Below are 17,623 nucleotides of genomic sequence, written 5' to 3'. Positions count from 1 at the left end.
CGATCAGGTACGCATCGATCCCGACACACCGGCGTCTTCCCGCCGCACCGCGTCACCCCGCCGCAACCACCGAATTAAACGACGTATCCCACAGCGGCGCGACATTCGCCGGCCCGTCCAGCACGCCGATCCGCGCGAACACATCCGCGACCTGCTGATGCTGCGCCACCACATCGGGCGTCACCGGCAGCAGCGCATAGTCTTCGCTGCGCTGGTCGAACAGCTCGACGAGATCGGCAACCGGTACGCGCGTCTCGCGGTTCTGCACGAGCGCATAGTCGCGGAAATGCCCGTTCGCCCACGCATACGCGCGCCGGAACCGCAGCAGCAGATCGCCCGTCGCCGCTCGACGGCGCGCGTCGTCGAGCGTGCGGGGGTTCGCGTAGACCGGAAAATTTCCCGACAGATAGCCCTTCCCCGTCTTCAGCACCCGCGCGCCGTAGCGATTGCGCGCGAGCTGGCCGTTGTAGCCGTAGATCGCCCACGCATCGATGTCGCCGCGATCGTACGCGGACAACCCGTCGGTCGGCGACAGGTTGATCGGCTGGATGTCGTCGAAGCTCAGGCCGGCCTCCGCAAGCTGGCGATACAGAAAATAGTGCGACGTCGTCGCGCGCACGTAGCCGATACGCTTGCCCCTCAGGTCCGCGATGCTGCGGATCGGCGTGTCCTTGCGCGCGAGCGTGACCTGGTTGTTCAGGTCTTCGCGCACCCGCGAGATGAGCCGGACATTGGCTTTCTGGCGCGCGGCGAACACCGCCGGAATTTCGCTGCCCGAACCGATATCGAGTGCGTCGGCATTGAGCGCCTCGATATGCAGCACGCCGTTGTTCAGTTCGCGCCAGTCGATCCGGTAAGGCGTGTCGCCGAGCCCGGCCGCCTGGAGCAGCGCGCGCCAGCCGCCCTTGTAGGTCGCGACGCGCAACGTCGTGCCGGCAAGATCGGCGTTGACGGCCGGCGCGGCGATCGCGGCCCTCGCGGTCATGGGAGCTGCCGCGATCGCGGCGCCGGCGAGCAGCAGGCGGCGGCGTACCGCCGAAACAGACGACATCGGATGCTCCTGTCAATCGGATAGGAAATGAAACCGTCGCGTCAATGAAGCACCGGAAATCCGTGGCGCTCGGCCAGCAGTTCGAGGATGCGGCGCGCGTCGGTGACGAAGCGCACGTCGCCGAGCGTCTGCGCGTCGTCCGGCGCCGGCTGCTCATGACCGAGCACGAGGACCGGCAGCCCCTGGTGCGCATCGTCGAGCGCGTCGATCACCGCGTGCCGCGGCCGCTCGAAGCCGACGCGCTTCACGTCGATACGGCCGGCGCGGTCGGGCGCGCTCGCCAGCAGCCCTTCGATCGACAGACCATGCGGACAGACGAAGCGCTCGCCCGGATGCTTCGGATCGGCAAAGCCCGGTTCCAGCAGAAACAGCACATCACGACTCATGTCAAACGGCTCCCGTGTTCGTGGTTCACCCGGGACGAACGCGCGCTTGCGCGCCCGCCAGTTCCCGGAGCATGCCGGCCCGCGACCGGATGCCCGACTCTACCGTCACGCATCGCACGGCCCTACCAACGTTTTACGGAATCGATATGCGAGCGCGCGTAGCGCATCGGCCGCTCGTCGCACAGCGGGCGTTGCGTAAAAACATCGTGCGCCGAACCGCATGTATTGCGCACATCGAACGATTTTATCGATCGATATGACGGCGCTCGCGCATGTGCGGCGATCGACGTTCGCCGTCCGTGCGATGCGTTCGCCACAGCATGCGCGCCGGACGCAATCGCGACGCACATGCCGGGCTGGCGGCAACGCACATTGCAAATCGACCGCGCAGCGATTTACAAACCACGGATCGACCGTTCGTCTGCGCACCCGTCGTCAATAGCATCGTGATCCTCACAGACGTACCCATAAAAACAGAGGATAGTCATGATCAAAAAATCGGTAGTCCTGGGTTTGGTTTCGATCGGTTCGGTCAGCGCGCATGCACAGAGTTCGGTCACGTTGTACGGCGTCGTCGATGCCGGTATCGCGTACACGAACAACCAGGGCGGCGCGAGCAACATCCAGCAGACGAGCGGCAAGCTGAGCGGCAGCCGCTGGGGCCTGAAAGGCGCGGAGGATCTCGGCGGCGGCTTGCAAGCGGTCTTCACGCTCGAAAGCGGGTTCCGGCCGAGCGACGGCGGGCTCGGCCAGGGCGGCCGCCTGTTCGGCCGCTCCGCGTACGTGGGCCTCGCGAAGTCGGGCATCGGCACGCTGACCTTCGGCCGCCAGTACGAGCCGATCACCGATCTCGTCGCGCAATACTCGGGGTCGGGCTTCTGGTCGCCGGCCACGCACGTGGGCGACAACGACAACATGAACCAGAGCTTCCGGCTGAACAACGCGGTGAAATTCCGCAGCGACACAATCGCCGGCTTCACGGCCGATCTGCTCTATGCGTTCAGCAACCAGGCCAACGGCGGCGCGGGCACGGGTTTCTCGAACAACAACGCGTGGGGTGCGTCGGCGAACTACGTGAACGGCCCACTGTCGGTGGGCGCCGGCTATGTGCGGTTCAATCATCCGAATGCGACGTCGAATACGAGCGGCGCGGTGGGTGGCGCGACCTCGACCACCGGCAACGACTACAGCGGCGCGTTCTTCTACGGGCTGAACGGCGGCGTGCTCAAGCAGCAGATCGGCGCGGCGGGCGCGAACTACGCGCTCGGCCGCGCGACGCTCGGCTTCGCATGGAGCCACACGCAGCTCGACTATCTCGACGGCTCGTCGCGCAAGTTCAACAACTACGACGTCAACGCGCGCTACCAGATCACGCCGGCGGCCACGCTGATCGGCGTCTATACGTTCACCGACGGGCGCGCGAGCGGACTGCCCGGCACCGGCGGCCAGACGCTGAAGCCGCGCTGGCACCAGTTCACGCTCGGTTTCGACTATGCGTTGTCGAAGCGCACCGATCTCTACGTGTCCGGCATCTACCAGCTCGCGGCCGGCGATCCGAGCACGGCAACGGCGGGCGGCTATCGCAAGATCGCGGCGATCTCGAACATCGGCAGCGCGTCGTCGACGAACCGGCAGCTCGCGTTCGTCAGCGGGCTGCGCGTGAAGTTCTGACGGCACGCGCATCGGGCGCGGCGCGATAAGCAAAGCGGGAATCGTTGTTTGCCGCGCCGCGCCCGGTTGCCGAGAATGTCCGTTTTCTGTGCACAGCCCCTGAGCACGATACGCGTTCGACCGTGACCGACGCCCGTTTCCGTCCCCGTCCGCCATACCGGCTCGCGGGTGGACGGGCGATCGCGTGTGCAGATGTCGAACCACGAAGGCTTCGTGCCCGCCGTCATCGCCCGGCACGCGCGTACCCCGCAAGGATCCCGTCATGAGCGACACCTCCCTCGCAGCCCCGGTCGCGCCGTCGCCGTTCGTCGACGTTCGCTCGCCGGTGGATTTCCCCGACAGCCCCGTGTCGCGCGCCCTCGCGCAACCGCTGATGCTCGGGCTGTTCCTGCCGATCCAGGCCGGCGGATGGAGCGCGTCGACGCTGCCGCGCTCGACCGACTGGACCTTCGACTACAACGCCGAGCTGGTCGCGCGTGCGGAAGCACTCGGCTTCGATCTCGTGTTCGCGCTGTCGCAGTGGCTGCCGAAAGGCGGCTACGGCGGCGTGTTCGACGGCCAGGCGCTCGACTCGTTCATGACGCTGGCCGCGCTGACCGCGCGCACCGAGCGGATCATCCTCGTCGCGACGAGCCACGTTCTCTACGGGCCGTGGCATCCGCTGCATTTCGCGAAATTCACCGCGACGCTCGATCACATCTCGCGCGGGCGCTGGGGCATCAACGTCGTGACCGGCCATCGCGCGATCGAGCACGAGATGTTCGGCTGGAACCGGATCGAGCACGACCGGCGCTACGAGATGGCCGCCGAATTCCTCGATGCGGTCCAGCAGTTGTGGGCGCAACCGGACAACTTCAGCTACACGCCGGAACGGTCGAGCTGGCGGCTGGGCGGCGCATTCGTGACGCCAAAGCCGCGCTACGGCCGCCCGCTGCTGGTCAATGCGACCGGCTCCGACGCGGGCATCGATTTCGCGGCACGTTATTCGGACATCGTGTTCGTCACGAGCCCGGCCGGCCCCGATGTCGATCTCGCGCTCGGCGCGCTGCCCGCGCATACCGCACGCGTGAAGGCCGCCGCCGCGGCGCGCGGCCGGACGATCCGCACGCTGCTCAATCCGCTCGTGATCTGCCGCGAGACGGCAGCCGAAGCTCGCGCATACCGCGATGCGATCGTCGCGCATGCCGACGAAGGCAGCTTCCACCGCTTCGACAGCGACGCGCATGCGTGGCGCGGCGGCTTCGAGCAGCGTTCGCAGGCGGCGGCGCGCGCGATCGGCGGCAATATCTCGATCACGGGTTCGCCCGACGAAGTCGCCAACACCATCGTGCGACTGCACCGCGCAGGCATCGACGGCATCCAGTTGAGCTTCTACGATTTCAAACCTGACCTCGACTTCTTCGGCGAGCGCGTGCTGCCGCTGCTGCGCGAAGCCGGCCTGCGGCACTGACGTCCGGCGGCAGAAGCCTGACGCGCCACGGCATCGCGGCGAAACGGTCCGCGGCTGCGCCATCACGCCGCAGCCGCCGGCTGCCGTCGTCAGAACACGCGGCCTTCGGTGAGGTGCGTGGTCACGCCGTTCAGCTCGTAGTCGCCTATCACGCGTGCCTTGTGCAGCAGCGGGTTGTGGCTGAAGATCGTGCGCAGGTTGCGCCAGTGCCGGTCGAGGTTGTGTTCGCGCGCCGTCGCCGACGCGCCGCCCACTTCGAACAGCCGCTCGGCCGCATGCAGCGCAAGCTTGCTGACGATGAGTTGCGTACGCGCGGTGGCGAGTGCGCTGTCCAGCACGAGCGCGTGTGCATCGGCGTGGCCGGCCGCGATCGCGTCGGCGGAGCGGTCGAGCGCCCGCGCGTTTTCGCGCACGAGCCCGTCGATCGCATGACTGTGCGCGGACAGCTCGCCGACGATCTGCTGGATGAAATGATCGTCGCGCGCGGTCGGCGCCGGGCTGTGCAGTGCCGGGCGGCCGTGCGCGAGCACGTAGCGGCGCGCATCGGCAACCACGTTGCGCACGATCCCCGCGCCGGTCGCAACGAGATGAAGCTGCCGCAGCGCGCCGCAATGGCGGCCGACGAGCGTCGAGCCGTCGCGCGCGGCCACTTCGTCCGCGAACACCTGCACGTCGTTCAGCAGCAGGCTGCCGCTCGCGGTCATGCGCTGGCCCATGCCGTCCCAGTCGTCGAGCACCTGCACGCCGTCGCGCGCGACGGGAATGATCACGGCAAGCGCGTCGCCCTGCTCGTCCTCCACGTTGATGCGCGCGAAATCGGAAAATGCGGTACCCGTCGAATAGTATTTGCGGCCCGTCACGCGATGGTGATCGCCGTCCCGGCGCAGCACGGTCGTGTTTTCGCCCGGCCGCGACGTGCCGCGCTCGGTCGACGCGCCGCCGAAGATCGCGCCGGCCAGCGCACGTTCGAGCTGCACGTCGTTGAACGGCGTACGCGACGACAGCCGCAGCGTCTCGGTCTGGTCGTAGTGGATGCGCAGCGCGTGCGCGAGATTCGAATCGGCGGCGGCCAGCGTCGCGATCGTGTCGAACAGATCGACCAGCGTGCCGCCGAGGCCGCCGCGCGCCACCGGAATCCGCAGCACGCCCAGCGCCGAACGCCGGAAGGCCGCGAAACCCTCGAACGGCAGTTCGCGACGCGCCTCGCGTTGCGCGGCATCCTGCCCGATCGCGTTCGCGAGATCGGGTAGCGCGGCAAGCGCGTCGCGCAACGCGTCGCGCGGATCGACGGCATCACGGGCAGTCATTCGGCAAGTCCTTGTTCTGGAAGATCGGGAGCGCTGCTGCGTGGCACGATCGATGCACTCGCGACACGGCGCACGGATGGCACCGCAAAGTATAGGGACGCGCCCGGCGCGCGTGAAAAACCGATTTCAGCTTTGGTTATGCGTGCGCCGGGAATGATCGCGCACGGTCGCGTCAGTGCGGGATGCCCCAATGCACCGGACCGATCCGAACGAACAGAACACGCAGCAGTCCCCGGGCCGCGGGCGCAATCGGGCATGACAACCGCGGCACTCGTAAAAGAACCGGCAGGCATCCGCAGGCATGGTTTCCCGCTAGGCAAACCCGCAGGACGGGCAAGTCGGCACGGATTCGAACACGATCTCGTTCAACTCGGCCTCACTGGTGCATCGTCGACGGGTAGCAAGCCGTCCGCAGGATCGATGCAAAGCGATGGGTCGATCGATCCCGTATTCACTCGGGTACGAAAGCGGCCTCGACCGTGGATTCACGGCATTTCGTTCCCGACCGGAAACGAAATGGCCTTCCAGTCATTCCCACGGCATTGACGTTCCCGTACGGATACGAACAGATGCTCGCGCCCGCGAGTTATGCAATACTGTTCCCGCTCAGATACGAAGCACGGAGAACCTCATGTCGGAGACCCTGCCCGTCAACACGATCGGCGCACTCGCCAACCTCATCCGCGCAGCGCGGCTCCAGCAGGGGTTCACGCGGGACGAACTCGCGCACGCCACAGGGCTCTCGCCGAAGTTCATCAGCCAGGTGGAAGCCGGGAAGCCGACCGCGCAAATCGGCAAGGTGCTGCTGCTGCTCGGCGAGCTGGGCGTCAGCCTGCTCGCGCAATCGTCGATCGAGATTTCGGCGGAAAACGTGCTCAAGGCCGCGCAACGCCGCAGGAGCCGCCATGGCGACTAGAACGCTGATCGCGTCCGCGAACGGAATGCGCATGGGCCGGCTGACCGACGACCGAGGCATCTGGTCGTTCACGTACGACGCGCAGTGGCTCGCGTCGCCAGGCGCGTACCCGCTGTCGCCCGCTTTCGCGCTGCGGCCCGACACCTTCACCGACAGCTCGACCGATCGCCCGGTCCAGTGGTTCTTCGACAACCTGCTGCCCGAAGAAGGCATGCGCACGTCGCTCGCACGCGAGGCGAAGGTCGATGCAGCCGATGCGTGGGGCCTGCTGGCGTACTTCGGGCGCGAATCGGCCGGCGCGCTCACGCTGCTGGCCGAAGGCGAACGGGAAGCGGCCGGCAGCATGCAGCCGCTCCCGCTCGACGAACTCGAGCGCCGCATCCGGGCGATGCCCGAGCGCGCGCTGACGGCCACCGCGCCCAAGCGCATGTCGGCGGCCGGCGCGCAGCAGAAACTGCTGCTGATCCTGCGCGGCAACGCACCCGACTACGCGCTGTTCGAGCCGGTCGGCAGCGAACCGTCGATGCATCTGCTGAAGCCGGACATGCGCGCCGCCGGCTACCCGCATTCGGCGATCAACGAGTTCTTCTGCATGAAGCTCGCGAAGCGGATGGGCCTCGACGTCCCCGACGTGCATTTTCTGCGTGTGCCGTCCGCGTGCTACGTGATCGACCGTTTCGACCGCGATACCGCGGCGGAGCCGGCCGGGCGCCTGCATACGATCGATGCGATGCAGCTGCTCAACTACGATCGCGGCTTCAAGTACCAGCGCGCGAACGCGGAGGAACTCGGCCGCGCGATCGGGCAGACCAGCACGCGCGCGCTGGCGCGCCTGTCGGTATTCCGCTGGACGATTTTCAACGTGGTGGTGGGCAACGCCGACGCACACCTGAAGAACCTGTCGTTCTTCGTCGACGCGCGCGGCTACCGGCTTGCGCCGTTCTACGACATCGTCAGCACGGTCGTCTATCACACGCCCACGCACCGGCCCGACCATCGCGGCGATCATTGGCCGCACTGCGAACTGACGATGCCGCTCGGCGCGGCGACGCGATTCGCCGACATCGACGCAGGCGCGCTGATCGCGTTCGGCAATGCGCTCGGGCTCAAGGAGAAGGCAGCCGAAAACGAGCTTCAGCGCTTTCTCGAACCGCTCGATCGCGGCGTCGCGCAAACGCTCGATGAAGTGCGCGAAATCGCCCGCCCCGACGCCGGGGAAATCCGCCTGCTGAACTCGATTGCCGCGATGCCGATCGCGGAGATGAGCCGCGCGCTTCGAAAGGCGCGCGGGTAAGCGGCCACGCGCGGATATCGTGCCGGCCGGCCCTCACCGGTGCCCGTGCCTTTCCCGGGGAGCGCCCGGGCGTCAGCGGCGCGCCGCAAAGGCATCGACGCCGGTCAGCTCCGCGGACCACGCCCACAGACGCGCCGCCTCCTCCGGATCGATCGCATGCGCCCGCACGCCCGATTCCTCGTTTCCCCGCGTGACAACCGCGACGTCGCAATCCTCGCAATAGACCGCGCCGATCCCGGCGAGGCGCGGCGACGTTGCCGCCCATACCTGGGTTGCCGCACCCTGCGCAGGCGTCTTGAACGTCGGATCGACAGGCTCGCCGTGCTCGTCCACCCAGCCCTGCGCCATCATCTCTTCGCGTGTCAGATGACGCTGCAGCGGCGTCGCGATCTTGCCCGGATGCAGCGAATAGGCGCGGACGCCGAACGGGGCGCCAAGCGCGTCGAGCTGCACCGCGAACAATGCGTTGGCGGTCTTCGACTGGGCGTACGCCAGCCATTTGTCGTAGCCATGCGTGAACTGGACGTCATCCCAGCGGATCGGCGACAGCCGGTGCCCGAGCGACGACACCGCGACCACGCGGGCGCCGTCGCCGTGCACGAGCACCGGCCACAGCCGGTTGACGAGCGCGTAATGGCCGAGATGATTGACGGCCATCTGCGCTTCCCGGCCATCGCCGACGCGCGTCTCCGGGCAGGCCATGATGCCCGCGCTGTTGATGACGATATGCACGTCGCGCCGTGCATCGACGAACCGCGCCGCGAATGCGGCCACGCTCGAGAGATCGGCGAGATCGAGTGCCGCAATCTCCACGCCGGCCATACCGCGCGTCGCTTCGCGCGCGGCATCGGTGCTCCGTGCGCCGACGACGACGGTCGCGCCGGCCTGCGCCAGCGCGCGCGTCGTTTCGAGGCCGAGACCGGAATGGCCGCCCGTGACGATGGCGGTTTTGCCGCGGAGGTCGAGATCGGCCAGTACGTCGCTTGCCGTCGACGCGGCGCCGAATCCGGAATGAAGGGGGTGTTGCCTGCTCGTCATTGAAGGCTCCTGGAACGATGCGTGCAGCCCGCGCCCGCCTGTCGGCCGCGTCACTGCACGAGGCCATTCTGCGGTGGCGCAGCCGGACTGTGAATGCAATAGAATCCGGCTTTTCGTCGAGATCGTCCGGGAATCGCACATGGATCCACTATCGGAAGTGCTGTCGCTGCTGGAAACGCGCGACTCGTATTTCACCGGTCTGCGAGCCGGCGGCGAGTGGGCGGTCGCCATTCCCCCGCCCGAAGGGATCAAGTTCAACGCGGTGGTCGAAGGAAGCTGCTGGCTGACCGTCGACGGCGCGGGGCCGCCCATCCGGCTGCGCACCGGAGACTGCTTCCTGCTTGCCGCGCCGCGGGCATTTTCGCTGGCGAGCGATCCGTCGGTCGCGCCGGTGCCTGCCACCGACGTATATCGGCATGTCGAACGCGGTATCGCGCACTATGGCGAACCGGCCGATTGCTTTCTGATCGGCGGCCGTTTCGCCTACGAGGAAGGCATGCCGCTGCTGCTCGGCAGCCTGCCGCCCGTGGTCATCGTGAGCGGCGACTCCGAGCAGGCGGCGGTACTGCGCTGGGCACTGCAGCAACTCGCGCATGAATTCGGCGCGTCGTCGCCGGGTGGATCGCTGATGGTTCGGCATCTCGGGCACATGATGCTGGTGCAGATCCTGCGGCGCTACATGGATAGCGGCGCGAACGGCGATGCCGGATGGCTTGCCGGGTTCGCGGATTCGAGGGTGAGCGCGGCGCTGACCGCCATTCACGCGGCCCCTGCGCGACGCTGGAGCGTCGACGAACTCGCGACCTGCTGCCATGTATCGCGTTCGACGTTCGCACTGCATTTCAAGCGACGGCTGGGATTCGGACCGCTCGAATACGTGCTGCGCTGGCGGATGCAGCTTGCGATGCGAGCGCTGCGACGCTCGAACGCATCGATATCGGCAATCGCGCAGATGCTCGGCTACGATTCGGACAGCGCGTTCGGACATGCGTTCAAGCGCATCGTGGGCTGCTCGCCGCGCACCTATCGCCATGACATGATCAACGCATCGGGCAGCTAGTCGGCGCTTCTGTTGAAGCACGGAACCGGCTTCGGCGGCATGACCGATGCAGCCCTTCCACCGACCGAATTCGATCGCATCACACGCATCAGGTAAGCGGGAATTATTGCGAGCCTCGATGCGACATGGGTTGATGCACGTCACGCGGCCCGGCGCTGCAACGCGGTTGGTCTGCGTCGAGGTGCGACACGTCCGCGGAAGTCAATCGACCTGCGTTCACAGGCATGATTGCCCGGACGTTCGTCATCGACTCGACAATGGATCCGCGTGTCGCTGCCGGTGCGGGTCGCTTCTCCCTCATCCCACGTGCAGGCGGTCCCGCCGAAGCACACGGTATGGACGACTTAACCTGTCGGTGTACTCATTATTTCTCCGGCCCTCATGCCCGGGATTCGGCAGGCTGGAAATCGGCACGTTGCCCGCCTTCGTCTTGCTTCCCCAAGGACGTCCACCGCCACCGGACGTGAATCGGCGATGCGCCGCGGCGCTACCGGCGCGCACTACGCGCCCTTCTTGTCCAGCAGCGCCTGGTACTTCTGCAGGCTCTCGTCGATCTTGTCGAGCGCGATACTCGCGGCCTCCCCTTCGATCGCTTCCGCGGCACCCGCGACGATCGCCGCGGTCGCGACGAACAGGTCCGTCAACAGCAGGCCCATCGCGTCCATCGCCATCCCGGGCACATTCTCGTCGATGGTCTTCTGCGCCAGATCCTTCATCAGCACGCTCTTGCCCGCGATCGCCAGCGACGTCGACGCCTCGAAGTAGTTGGCCGCCGCCTGCGCGACCAGGCCGCCCGCCTGCGTGATCATCATGTTCGGGCCGACGGCGATCTGCGTCGTCGCGTAGGACGCCGTCTCCGCGTTGATCGCCTGCACGGTCTGCAGCGCCGGGCCGCCGGGCCCGGCCCCACCCGCGATCTGGTCCGGCGCCTTCAGCGCGTCGGTGAGCCTGCGCAGCCGGTTGACCGGCCACGCGCGCGCGCCGGCTTTCGACACCGCGGCGGGCGGCGCGACATCGGCCGGCGTCGTTGCTTCGGCTGCGGCGTCCGCGACATCGCGGGAGGTCGGCGGCGCGCCATCGTCGCGCCCGCCCAAAAGGCCTTTCATGTTCATCGTTCAGGTATCCCGAGAGTCATCATGTCCTAATGCGTGGAGCCCGTCTGCGGCCCGCCCGTCGCGGCAGGCGCCGCGCCGCCCGATGCGGCCTTCGGCGACGCTTCGACGGACAGGATCATCGCCACCGCCTTCGACACGACGGCGTTCGAAATCTGGTTCAGCGCCGCCTGCTGCTGCGTCATGTTCTGCGCCGAGATGCCGACGGCCTGGCTGAACATCTGGTAAAGCATGCCCAGCGCCTGGGCCGGGGATCCCGCGACGACGTTGACATTGGTTTGCGTCAGCGCGTCGGTCACCTGCTCATTGACTTTGTCTGCCACGAGGCCTCCTCTGATCTCGGCTCCGGCGTGCGATTGAAGGAACGGGCGGGCCGGCAGGCCATCGACGCCGCGTATGCCGTTAGGGACGCTGCTTGCCCGCGTTCGTGAACGCACTCAGGCGAGTTCCTCGCGCAACTTCTTGCGCAGCAGCTCGACGCGCTTTCTGGCAAGCGGCTCGTTGATCCCGAGCATCGCCGCGATGAGCGGATAGGGCTGGTCCTCCTCGAACTTCAGCGTGAACAGCATCTGCTGCTGCTGCGGGAGCGCGGACAGCGCCTGCTCGATACGCAGCAGTTGTTGCCGGAGCAGCAGTTGCTGCTCCATCGACGGCGCATAGCCCGCCAGCTCGACGGTGTGATCGTCGTCCCAGCCCGGGTCGAATTCGAGCACGCCGTTTTCGCGCTGTCGGTGGCGCGCGCCGGAGAGGAACGCGTGATTCAGCGCCAGAAAGAGAAAGCCGGCCAGGTTCCGTACGCGCTCGGGCGAGCGCTGCAGGTAAATGTGGACCTTGAGCGCGGTATCGGAGAGCAGTTCGTCGGCACGGTGAATATCGCCCTTGCACAACAGGCGCGCGCGCCGCCGCAATTTCCCTTGCATTTCCCGCCACGTGCGATCGAGCTGCTGCGCCGATGACACAGGCGTAGGGGCAGCGTGCTGGTTCGAGGTTGTCATCCCGTGCCTTCCTTTTTTTGGAAAACACAGAATCGATTTAATGCCGCGAATGGCGCTGTTACCCGCGTAACACCATTATCAAGATAATCGTTTTTGTAAATTTTATTGATTATTATGAACGGAAATTTTTAATCCCCCCGGCGTAGCCCGATCCGTCGCGCCAGGCGCGCCGCCGGGCGTGAATAACGACATTGCGATGAAAAAGAACGACTGCCGCCGCGATGCTTTCCCGCGCCGGCACGCTGCTATCCATGTCGATCGACCAAGCGTCCTTGCCGCCGAAGTGACGTCACATCCGGATTGCTTGCCGATTATTTCGCTCATTTCATTATTCTTTTTTCACGCAGTGCCAGAGGCAGCGTTTTCCGCTAGGTGGCCGCATCGTCAAACAACCTTGCACGGAAAACATGCCTGCCCTTGCTGACGTTCAAACGCTGCGCAATGTACCGATACTGACCGATCTCCCGGAAAGCCTGCTCGCTCACATCGAGCGGCATGTCACGCCCTGGCCCGAACACGGCAACCGCCTGTTGTTCTTCAAGGGCGATCCGGGAGATTTCGTCGCCTTCGTGCACCGCGGCCGCGTCTACAAGACGTTGCACGAACCCGGCGGACGCGAAATCATTCTCGGCCACTCGATGCCGGGCGAACTCATCGGCGAAAGCACGCTGCTTCGCGCACACCGGCGCAGCTTCACCGCCCAGTTGAGCCCCGACTGCCGCGTTTCGCTGCTGCATCGCCAGTACTTCGCGCCGCTGCGGGCCAACGCGGATTTCATGGAGCGCATCTACGAGCAGCTGTGCCGGCACATCCACCAGCTGAGCGACTTCGTCGAGTCGGCGTGCCTGTACCGGCTCGAAGCGAGGCTCGCGCGCCATATACTGAACCGCATGCAAGGGAACGATCTCGAGGTGCCGCTGCCGGAGAGCCAGAGCATCCTGGCCGCGATGCTCAACGTCAGCCGGCCGCGCCTGAACAGCAGCCTGCAGAAGATGCAGCGCGACGGCCTGATCCGGCTTCACGGGCACGGCGTGACGATCGAGAAACCGGAGCAGCTCCGGTACATCGCCGACGCCAATTGACGCCTCGGCACGCACGTGCGTCGTGCAGCGCCGCGGCGCGGGGCGGTTGCGCGCGCCGGGTTGCGCGGCGCGCTGTGAGGGTCAGCCGCGCCAGTGGCCGATGGCGTTCAACAACTGCGCGACAGCGCCCAGCTGCGACACAAAGTTGTCGTTCGCCGACCGCGCCGCGGCGGCCGCCGCCACCGGCGAGCCGGCATAGAGCTGCATGATGCCGACAGTCGTGGCGGCGAGGTTGGACGCCGCCTGGTTCGCCTGCATCTGCACCGCGTTGTGAAGCAGGATCGCGGACGCATGGCTGTTCGACTGCATGAGCGTGCCCAGGGCCACGGCGGGGGCTTCGCCCACCACCTTGACGTTGGCTTGCGTGACTGCATCGGTAATCGCGGCGGAGACCTGTTCCGGCATGTCGTTACTCCTGGTTTGCTCGCCGCTGCGGCGCAGTCACGGCGAAAGCATGAGTGGATCGGTCGGCGACGCGCAGCGCCGTCGATGCGGCGCGGGCGCTCGCCGTCGCGGGCGTCGACACGAGGTCGAGCGCCGGGCGGCAGCCACCGGGGCCGGGGCCGCCGCCCGGCGTCGACGCCGGGTTACGCGTCAGGCGAGCGCCTTGCCGAGCGCGAGCACGTCAGCCAGTACGGAAAGCACGCCGTTCGAGCCGATTTCCGTCGCGGCGGCGCCGGCGCTCGCCGGCCCGAGCGTATAGAGCTGCATCGTGCCCACGTTCGTCGAGGTCGGCAGCTGCACCGCGGACTGCGACTGCTGCTGCACGGCGTTCTCGAACAGCACGCTGAGCGAATGGCTCTGGGCCTGGTACAGCGAGCCCGTCGCCATCGCGGGCGCTTCGCCCACCACCTTGACGTTGGTCTGCGTGACCGCGTCGGTGATCGCGGCGTTGACCGCGCACGTCTTGCAGTTGCAGGCGTCGTTCGGGTCCTTGACGTCCGTATTTGCGTCATTTGCCATCGTATTTCTCCTGGATTGCGAACGGGCGCCGCATCGAATCGGCTCTGCCCGTTCTGTCGGTTACTCCGGAACACCGCGCGGCACCGCTGTTCAGGCGCCGGCGGCCGTGCTGCGGATCCGCGGTACGGCGGCGGCATGGGCGGCTCGTGCCGCTTGCTCCGCCGCCAATCACGGCATTGCGATGGCGCCTTAGGTGCCCTTCACCGCCTTTCCGATCGCGATCACGTCGGCCAGCAAGGAGATGATCCCGTTCGCGCCGATTTCCGTGGCGGCCGCACCCGCGCTTTCCGGCCCGATCGTGTAGAGCTGCATCGTCCCCACGTTCGTCGACGTCTGCGACTGGATCGCGGCCTGCGATTGCTGCTGCACCGCGTTCTCGAACAGGATGCTGAGCGAATGGCTCTGAGCCTGGTACAGCGAGCCCATCGCCATTGCCGGCGCTTCGGCGACCACCTTGACGTTGACCTGCGTGACCGCATCGGTAATCGCGGGATTGACCTGGCACACTTGACACGTTCCACTCATTTTTTGCTCCTTGATTCACGTAGTTGAGAGGTCGCACATCGGGGCCGGCAGGTTTCGCGTTCAGCCGCTTGACTTCGGCCGCATGACCCGCGTGCTACTCCATGGACGCTGGGCCGGGGGTGTCGTGAACGGCAGCGGTGGCGGCGGCATCCGGCGCGCTCGGTTCGGGCAGTTCGGTCGGACCGGCGCCGACGCCTTGCAACCGATCGCATATCGCGTCGAGCCGCACGGCGAGCCGTTCAGCGAGCGAATCGACGTATTGCCGGAAGCATGCTTCGATTTCCTGCCGGATGAGGCCCGTCAGCTGTTCGCCGATCGTCGCCAGCGCCTGGCGGGTGCTGTCCTGGAGGTCGGCCGCGCCGGATGCCTGAGCGTCGCCCGGCGGCTCGTGCGCGTCGAGTACCCCGGACACCTTCCGCTGTTCCGACGCCAGCATGCCGAGGGTCGTCTCGTTCTGCGCGTCGATCGTCTGCAGGATGCCGCGCATCTTCTCGTACGCCTTCTGCTGGTTGAGCTGCAGGAAATGCTTGACCTGCTCGCGCGCCTCCTGCCGGGTTTTCAACTGCGGCAATGGCAGGTTCGCGGCGGGTGCCTGCGTGGCCGTGCCGGCGGCCGGCGCCGGCGGGTTCCCGTGCCGGCTCGGCAGCTGCTCCAGCAGCGCCTGTTCTTCGCCCGGCTCGAGGGGCCGTCCCAAGCGCTTCTCCGCGAACTGCCGCAGCAAGGGGTCGAGTGCTTCGTTGCTCATGGCTCACACCTCCTCGATGCCCGCCCGCGGCGCCGGTGCGTGCGGTTCGGGTTCGGATGGACGCGGCGCGAAGGCGCGTTCGTCGGCGTGCTGCAATGGATATCGCATGGTGTTCTCCCGGAAATGGATGCGCGACGGCCTTGCCGGAAATTCCGGCAGGACCGCTATAGGGACGAACCGTGCGATGGGTCTGTGAAATCAGTCGTTGCCGTGCGCCGGCTGAGTGGGTCGGGTACTCGCACGCGCGAGCGCGTTGCGCGCGCTGGCCGGCGGCAACCGATGCGCGGCGCCGTGTACGACGTCGCGGTCGACATCCGCCCCGCCTCGCCGCATCTCGGGCGCTGGTTCGGCACCGTGCTCGACGACGTGTCGCATCGCCAGCTGTGGATTCCGCCGGGCTTCGCGCACGGCTTCTGCGTGCTGTTCGACGAAGCCGACTTCGCCTACAAGTGCACCGGGTACTACGATCCGTCGTCGGACGCAGGCGCGCTCACGCGGTGCCGTCGCGTGCCGGCGGCGCAGCGATTTTGTCGTCCCGGCTGCGCCGCTCCCCGCTCTCCCCTAACGCGTCTGACCGACGGATTCGAACGGAATACCGTCGATCGGGCATTCCGGCGTGCCGGGCATCGGCCGCGTAATCGCTTCCACGGCCATGCGCGCCTTCTGCGGATCGGTGATCCAGTCGCGATAGAACCCGAATGGACAATCCGCGACGCCGTGCACGCTGTCGCCGGAGCCGATCGTACCCGTGTAGCCGCGGTGCAGCAGCTTGTAGAGATGGTTCTGCGACTGCAGGTTGCGGCGCGCGTCGCGGATCAGCGAGACCGACAGCTCCGCATACTGCACACCCATCTCCTCCTCGCCGCATTCGCCGAGCGTACGGCCGTCGAAACCGACGATCGCCGAGTGGCCGAAGTAGGAATAGACGCCGTCGAAACCGGCCGCATTGGCCACCGCCACATACGTGTTGTTCATCCAGGCCATCGCTTTCGAAACGAGTACCTGCTGCTCCTTGGCCGGGTACATGTAGCCCTGGCAACGCACGATCAACTCGGCGCCCTGCATCGCGCAGTCGCGCCAGATCTCCGGATAGTTGCCGTCATCGCAGATGATGAGGCTGATCTTCAGCCCCTTCGGCCCATCCGTCACATAGGTGCGGTCACCCGGATACCAGCCTTCGATCGGCGTCCAGGGCATGATCTTGCGGTACTTCTGGACGATCTCTCCGTGATTGTCGATCAGGATCAGCGTGTTGTACGGCGCCTTTTCCGGGTGCTGCTCGTGGCGCTCGCCCGTAATCGAGAACACGCCCCAGACGTTCGCCTGACGGCAGGCAGCCGAGAAGATCGCGGTCTCGGCACCCGGGATAACCGACGCCGTCTCATACATCTCGGCTGGGTCGTACATGATCCCGTGCGTCGAATATTCCGGGAAGATCACGAGATCCATACCCGGCAGTCCGCGTTTCATGCCGATCAGCATCTCGCCGATCTTGCGCGCATTCTCCAGCACCTCGGCCGTCGTATGCAGCCGTGGCATCCTGTAGTTGACCACCGCCACGCCCACACTGTCGCGGCTGCTCGAAATATCACCGTGTCGCATCGTTGTCCTCCGTTTGCTTGGCTCAATGACTGATCATCCAGGGCCGGCCGGCGGGCCGTTTCAGCGCCGGGGCGCCCGCCACCGCGCTGGCGGGGCTGCCCGATGCCGTTCCGATCGCAGTGCCGCCGCTCGCACCGGCCAGCGTTGCGCGCCCGCTCGAGCAGCAGCTGCAGCCGGGCCGGTGCCGGGCCGCGGCCACCTCACCCGACAGCTGCGGCGCGTGCGCGGCGCGCTCGTTCGCGGCACGCGCGATGCGCCGCTCGCTCGACATCAGCGCGAGCGAAGGTGCCGTGACCAGACGTGCGGCGATCGTGCCGCAGACAGGGCACGGTGCAGCCCGGTCGCGCTCGGCGATCGAACGCATCGCGACGAAGGGCCCGCAGGATTCGCAATGAAAGTCGTAGATCGGCATCACGCACTCCCGGC

At 66.7% G+C, this 17,623-nt stretch carries 21 protein-coding genes and 1 pseudogene; 8 read left to right on the top strand and 14 right to left on the bottom strand.

The annotated features are described in order from the left end of the window. Positions 1–52 precede the first annotated feature (52 nt). Both BFF94_RS17215 and BFF94_RS17210 read right to left on the bottom strand, forming a co-directional pair. Positions 53–1,051 (bottom strand): ABC transporter substrate-binding protein, encoded by a 999-nt coding sequence (locus BFF94_RS17215; protein ID WP_128846351.1) that lies wholly within the window; start codon positions 1,049–1,051, stop codon positions 53–55. Positions 1,052–1,092: 41 nt separating this feature from the next. After that, positions 1,093–1,437 (bottom strand): DUF3088 domain-containing protein, encoded by a 345-nt coding sequence (locus tag BFF94_RS17210; protein ID WP_128846348.1) that lies wholly within the window; start codon positions 1,435–1,437, stop codon positions 1,093–1,095. 486 nt (positions 1,438–1,923) lie between these two features. Between BFF94_RS17210 and BFF94_RS17205 the strand changes: the two genes are divergently transcribed. Beyond that, a complete protein-coding gene (locus BFF94_RS17205) occupies positions 1,924–3,108 on the top strand; it encodes a porin (RefSeq protein WP_128846342.1) in 1,185 nt (394 codons plus the stop codon). A gap of 262 nt (positions 3,109–3,370) precedes the next feature. Next, the gene (locus BFF94_RS17200; RefSeq protein WP_219139581.1) at positions 3,371–4,558 is read left to right on the top strand and encodes an LLM class flavin-dependent oxidoreductase; all 1,188 of its coding nucleotides are present in this window, start codon (positions 3,371–3,373) and stop codon (positions 4,556–4,558) included. A gap of 89 nt (positions 4,559–4,647) precedes the next feature. Here the strand turns inward: BFF94_RS17200 and BFF94_RS17195 are convergent, their stop codons facing one another. Continuing rightward, positions 4,648–5,865, bottom strand: coding sequence for an acyl-CoA dehydrogenase family protein (locus tag BFF94_RS17195; protein ID WP_128846339.1), 1,218 nt, complete (start codon positions 5,863–5,865; stop codon positions 4,648–4,650). 126 nt (positions 5,866–5,991) lie between these two features. Next, entirely contained in the window at positions 5,992–6,168 is a 177-nt protein-coding gene (locus tag BFF94_RS37935) for a GDCCVxC domain-containing (seleno)protein (protein ID WP_372454217.1), read from the bottom strand. Positions 6,169–6,496: 328 nt separating this feature from the next. Between BFF94_RS37935 and BFF94_RS17190 the strand changes: the two genes are divergently transcribed. Both BFF94_RS17190 and BFF94_RS17185 read left to right on the top strand, forming a co-directional pair. Further along, on the top strand, positions 6,497–6,781 hold the full coding sequence (locus tag BFF94_RS17190) for a helix-turn-helix domain-containing protein (protein ID WP_128846336.1): 285 nt from the start codon (positions 6,497–6,499) through the stop codon (positions 6,779–6,781). After that, entirely contained in the window at positions 6,771–8,075 is a 1,305-nt protein-coding gene (locus tag BFF94_RS17185; protein WP_128846333.1) for a HipA domain-containing protein, read from the top strand. The genes BFF94_RS17190 and BFF94_RS17185 overlap by 11 nt, the downstream gene beginning before the upstream one ends. A gap of 72 nt (positions 8,076–8,147) precedes the next feature. Here BFF94_RS17185 and BFF94_RS17180 read toward each other — a convergent pair whose 3' ends face one another. Further along, positions 8,148–9,113 (bottom strand): SDR family NAD(P)-dependent oxidoreductase, encoded by a 966-nt coding sequence (locus BFF94_RS17180; RefSeq protein WP_128846330.1) that lies wholly within the window; start codon positions 9,111–9,113, stop codon positions 8,148–8,150. A gap of 139 nt (positions 9,114–9,252) precedes the next feature. On the opposite strand from BFF94_RS17180, the gene BFF94_RS17175 reads away from it, so the two are divergent. Continuing rightward, positions 9,253–10,173 (top strand): AraC family transcriptional regulator, encoded by a 921-nt coding sequence (locus BFF94_RS17175; RefSeq protein WP_128846328.1) that lies wholly within the window; start codon positions 9,253–9,255, stop codon positions 10,171–10,173. A 500-nt stretch (positions 10,174–10,673) separates the two neighbouring features. Here BFF94_RS17175 and BFF94_RS17170 read toward each other — a convergent pair whose 3' ends face one another. From BFF94_RS17170 to BFF94_RS17160, 3 genes are all read right to left on the bottom strand, one after another. Next, entirely contained in the window at positions 10,674–11,279 is a 606-nt protein-coding gene (locus BFF94_RS17170) for a hypothetical protein (RefSeq protein ID WP_246637353.1), read from the bottom strand. A 35-nt stretch (positions 11,280–11,314) separates the two neighbouring features. Continuing rightward, positions 11,315–11,608: a RebB family R body protein gene (locus BFF94_RS17165; protein WP_128846322.1), complete on the bottom strand. Its 294-nt coding sequence runs from the start codon at positions 11,606–11,608 to the stop codon at positions 11,315–11,317. A 114-nt stretch (positions 11,609–11,722) separates the two neighbouring features. After that, positions 11,723–12,280 (bottom strand): RNA polymerase sigma factor, encoded by a 558-nt coding sequence (locus BFF94_RS17160; RefSeq protein ID WP_128846319.1) that lies wholly within the window; start codon positions 12,278–12,280, stop codon positions 11,723–11,725. 196 nt (positions 12,281–12,476) lie between these two features. Between BFF94_RS17160 and BFF94_RS17155 the strand changes: the two genes are divergently transcribed. Next, the gene (locus BFF94_RS17155) at positions 12,477–12,704 is read left to right on the top strand and encodes a hypothetical protein (RefSeq protein WP_219139579.1); all 228 of its coding nucleotides are present in this window, start codon (positions 12,477–12,479) and stop codon (positions 12,702–12,704) included. Next, complete coding sequence (locus BFF94_RS17150) at positions 12,688–13,362, top strand: Crp/Fnr family transcriptional regulator (protein WP_128846316.1); 675 nt, start codon at positions 12,688–12,690, stop codon at positions 13,360–13,362. The genes BFF94_RS17155 and BFF94_RS17150 overlap by 17 nt, the downstream gene beginning before the upstream one ends. Positions 13,363–13,443: 81 nt before the next feature. On the opposite strand, the gene BFF94_RS17145 is transcribed toward BFF94_RS17150, so the two are convergent. The 4 genes from BFF94_RS17145 to BFF94_RS17130 form a co-directional block, all read right to left on the bottom strand. After that, on the bottom strand, positions 13,444–13,767 hold the full coding sequence (locus BFF94_RS17145; RefSeq protein WP_128846314.1) for a RebB family R body protein: 324 nt from the start codon (positions 13,765–13,767) through the stop codon (positions 13,444–13,446). 189 nt (positions 13,768–13,956) lie between these two features. Beyond that, positions 13,957–14,325 carry a RebB family R body protein gene (locus BFF94_RS17140; RefSeq protein ID WP_128847973.1) on the bottom strand — a complete coding sequence of 123 codons (369 nt, stop codon included), beginning with the start codon at positions 14,323–14,325 and terminating at the stop codon, positions 13,957–13,959. A 189-nt stretch (positions 14,326–14,514) separates the two neighbouring features. Continuing rightward, positions 14,515–14,850, bottom strand: coding sequence for a RebB family R body protein (locus BFF94_RS17135; RefSeq protein ID WP_128847971.1), 336 nt, complete (start codon positions 14,848–14,850; stop codon positions 14,515–14,517). Positions 14,851–14,944: 94 nt separating this feature from the next. Continuing rightward, entirely contained in the window at positions 14,945–15,595 is a 651-nt protein-coding gene (locus tag BFF94_RS17130; protein ID WP_128847969.1) for a hypothetical protein, read from the bottom strand. A 282-nt stretch (positions 15,596–15,877) separates the two neighbouring features. Here BFF94_RS17130 and BFF94_RS17125 point away from each other — a divergent pair. After that, positions 15,878–16,081 (top strand): annotated as a pseudogene (locus tag BFF94_RS17125) (dTDP-4-dehydrorhamnose 3,5-epimerase family protein); the annotation flags it as partial. A gap of 75 nt (positions 16,082–16,156) precedes the next feature. On the opposite strand, the gene BFF94_RS17120 reads toward BFF94_RS17125, so the two are convergent. Continuing rightward, positions 16,157–17,197, bottom strand: coding sequence for an aliphatic amidase (locus BFF94_RS17120; RefSeq protein ID WP_128847967.1), 1,041 nt, complete (start codon positions 17,195–17,197; stop codon positions 16,157–16,159). 22 nt (positions 17,198–17,219) lie between these two features. Next, complete coding sequence (locus BFF94_RS17115; protein ID WP_219139578.1) at positions 17,220–17,609, bottom strand: FmdB family zinc ribbon protein; 390 nt, start codon at positions 17,607–17,609, stop codon at positions 17,220–17,222. Positions 17,610–17,623: the final 14 nt, after the last annotated feature.

Source organism: Burkholderia catarinensis (assembly GCF_001883705.2).
GTDB lineage: Bacteria > Pseudomonadota > Gammaproteobacteria > Burkholderiales > Burkholderiaceae > Burkholderia > Burkholderia catarinensis.
The sequence above is the reverse complement of the archived record's forward strand: the minus strand, read 5'-3'. Positions and strand labels throughout refer to the sequence as shown.

Bases quoted from the DNA above. Each gene is read 5' to 3' on its own strand.
- BFF94_RS17215 (WP_128846351.1), bottom strand. From the start codon at position 1,051: ATGTCGTCTGTTTCGGCGGTACGCCGCCGCCTGCTGCTCGCCGGCGCC.
- BFF94_RS17210 (WP_128846348.1), bottom strand. From the start codon at position 1,437: ATGAGTCGTGATGTGCTGTTTCTGCTGGAACCGGGCTTTGCCGATCCG.
- BFF94_RS17205 (WP_128846342.1), top strand. From the start codon at position 1,924: ATGATCAAAAAATCGGTAGTCCTGGGTTTGGTTTCGATCGGTTCGGTC.
- BFF94_RS17200 (WP_219139581.1), top strand. From the start codon at position 3,371: ATGAGCGACACCTCCCTCGCAGCCCCGGTCGCGCCGTCGCCGTTCGTC.
- BFF94_RS17195 (WP_128846339.1), bottom strand. From the start codon at position 5,865: ATGACTGCCCGTGATGCCGTCGATCCGCGCGACGCGTTGCGCGACGCG.
- BFF94_RS37935 (WP_372454217.1), bottom strand. From the start codon at position 6,168: ATGCCTGCGGATGCCTGCCGGTTCTTTTACGAGTGCCGCGGTTGTCAT.
- BFF94_RS17190 (WP_128846336.1), top strand. From the start codon at position 6,497: ATGTCGGAGACCCTGCCCGTCAACACGATCGGCGCACTCGCCAACCTC.
- BFF94_RS17185 (WP_128846333.1), top strand. From the start codon at position 6,771: ATGGCGACTAGAACGCTGATCGCGTCCGCGAACGGAATGCGCATGGGC.
- BFF94_RS17180 (WP_128846330.1), bottom strand. From the start codon at position 9,113: ATGACGAGCAGGCAACACCCCCTTCATTCCGGATTCGGCGCCGCGTCG.
- BFF94_RS17175 (WP_128846328.1), top strand. From the start codon at position 9,253: ATGGATCCACTATCGGAAGTGCTGTCGCTGCTGGAAACGCGCGACTCG.
- BFF94_RS17170 (WP_246637353.1), bottom strand. From the start codon at position 11,279: ATGAAAGGCCTTTTGGGCGGGCGCGACGATGGCGCGCCGCCGACCTCC.
- BFF94_RS17160 (WP_128846319.1), bottom strand. From the start codon at position 12,280: ATGACAACCTCGAACCAGCACGCTGCCCCTACGCCTGTGTCATCGGCG.
- BFF94_RS17155 (WP_219139579.1), top strand. From the start codon at position 12,477: ATGAAAAAGAACGACTGCCGCCGCGATGCTTTCCCGCGCCGGCACGCT.
- BFF94_RS17150 (WP_128846316.1), top strand. From the start codon at position 12,688: ATGCCTGCCCTTGCTGACGTTCAAACGCTGCGCAATGTACCGATACTG.
- BFF94_RS17145 (WP_128846314.1), bottom strand. From the start codon at position 13,767: ATGCCGGAACAGGTCTCCGCCGCGATTACCGATGCAGTCACGCAAGCC.
- BFF94_RS17140 (WP_128847973.1), bottom strand. From the start codon at position 14,325: ATGGCAAATGACGCAAATACGGACGTCAAGGACCCGAACGACGCCTGC.
- BFF94_RS17135 (WP_128847971.1), bottom strand. From the start codon at position 14,850: ATGAGTGGAACGTGTCAAGTGTGCCAGGTCAATCCCGCGATTACCGAT.
- BFF94_RS17130 (WP_128847969.1), bottom strand. From the start codon at position 15,595: ATGAGCAACGAAGCACTCGACCCCTTGCTGCGGCAGTTCGCGGAGAAG.
- BFF94_RS17120 (WP_128847967.1), bottom strand. From the start codon at position 17,197: ATGCGACACGGTGATATTTCGAGCAGCCGCGACAGTGTGGGCGTGGCG.
- BFF94_RS17115 (WP_219139578.1), bottom strand. From the start codon at position 17,609: ATGCCGATCTACGACTTTCATTGCGAATCCTGCGGGCCCTTCGTCGCG.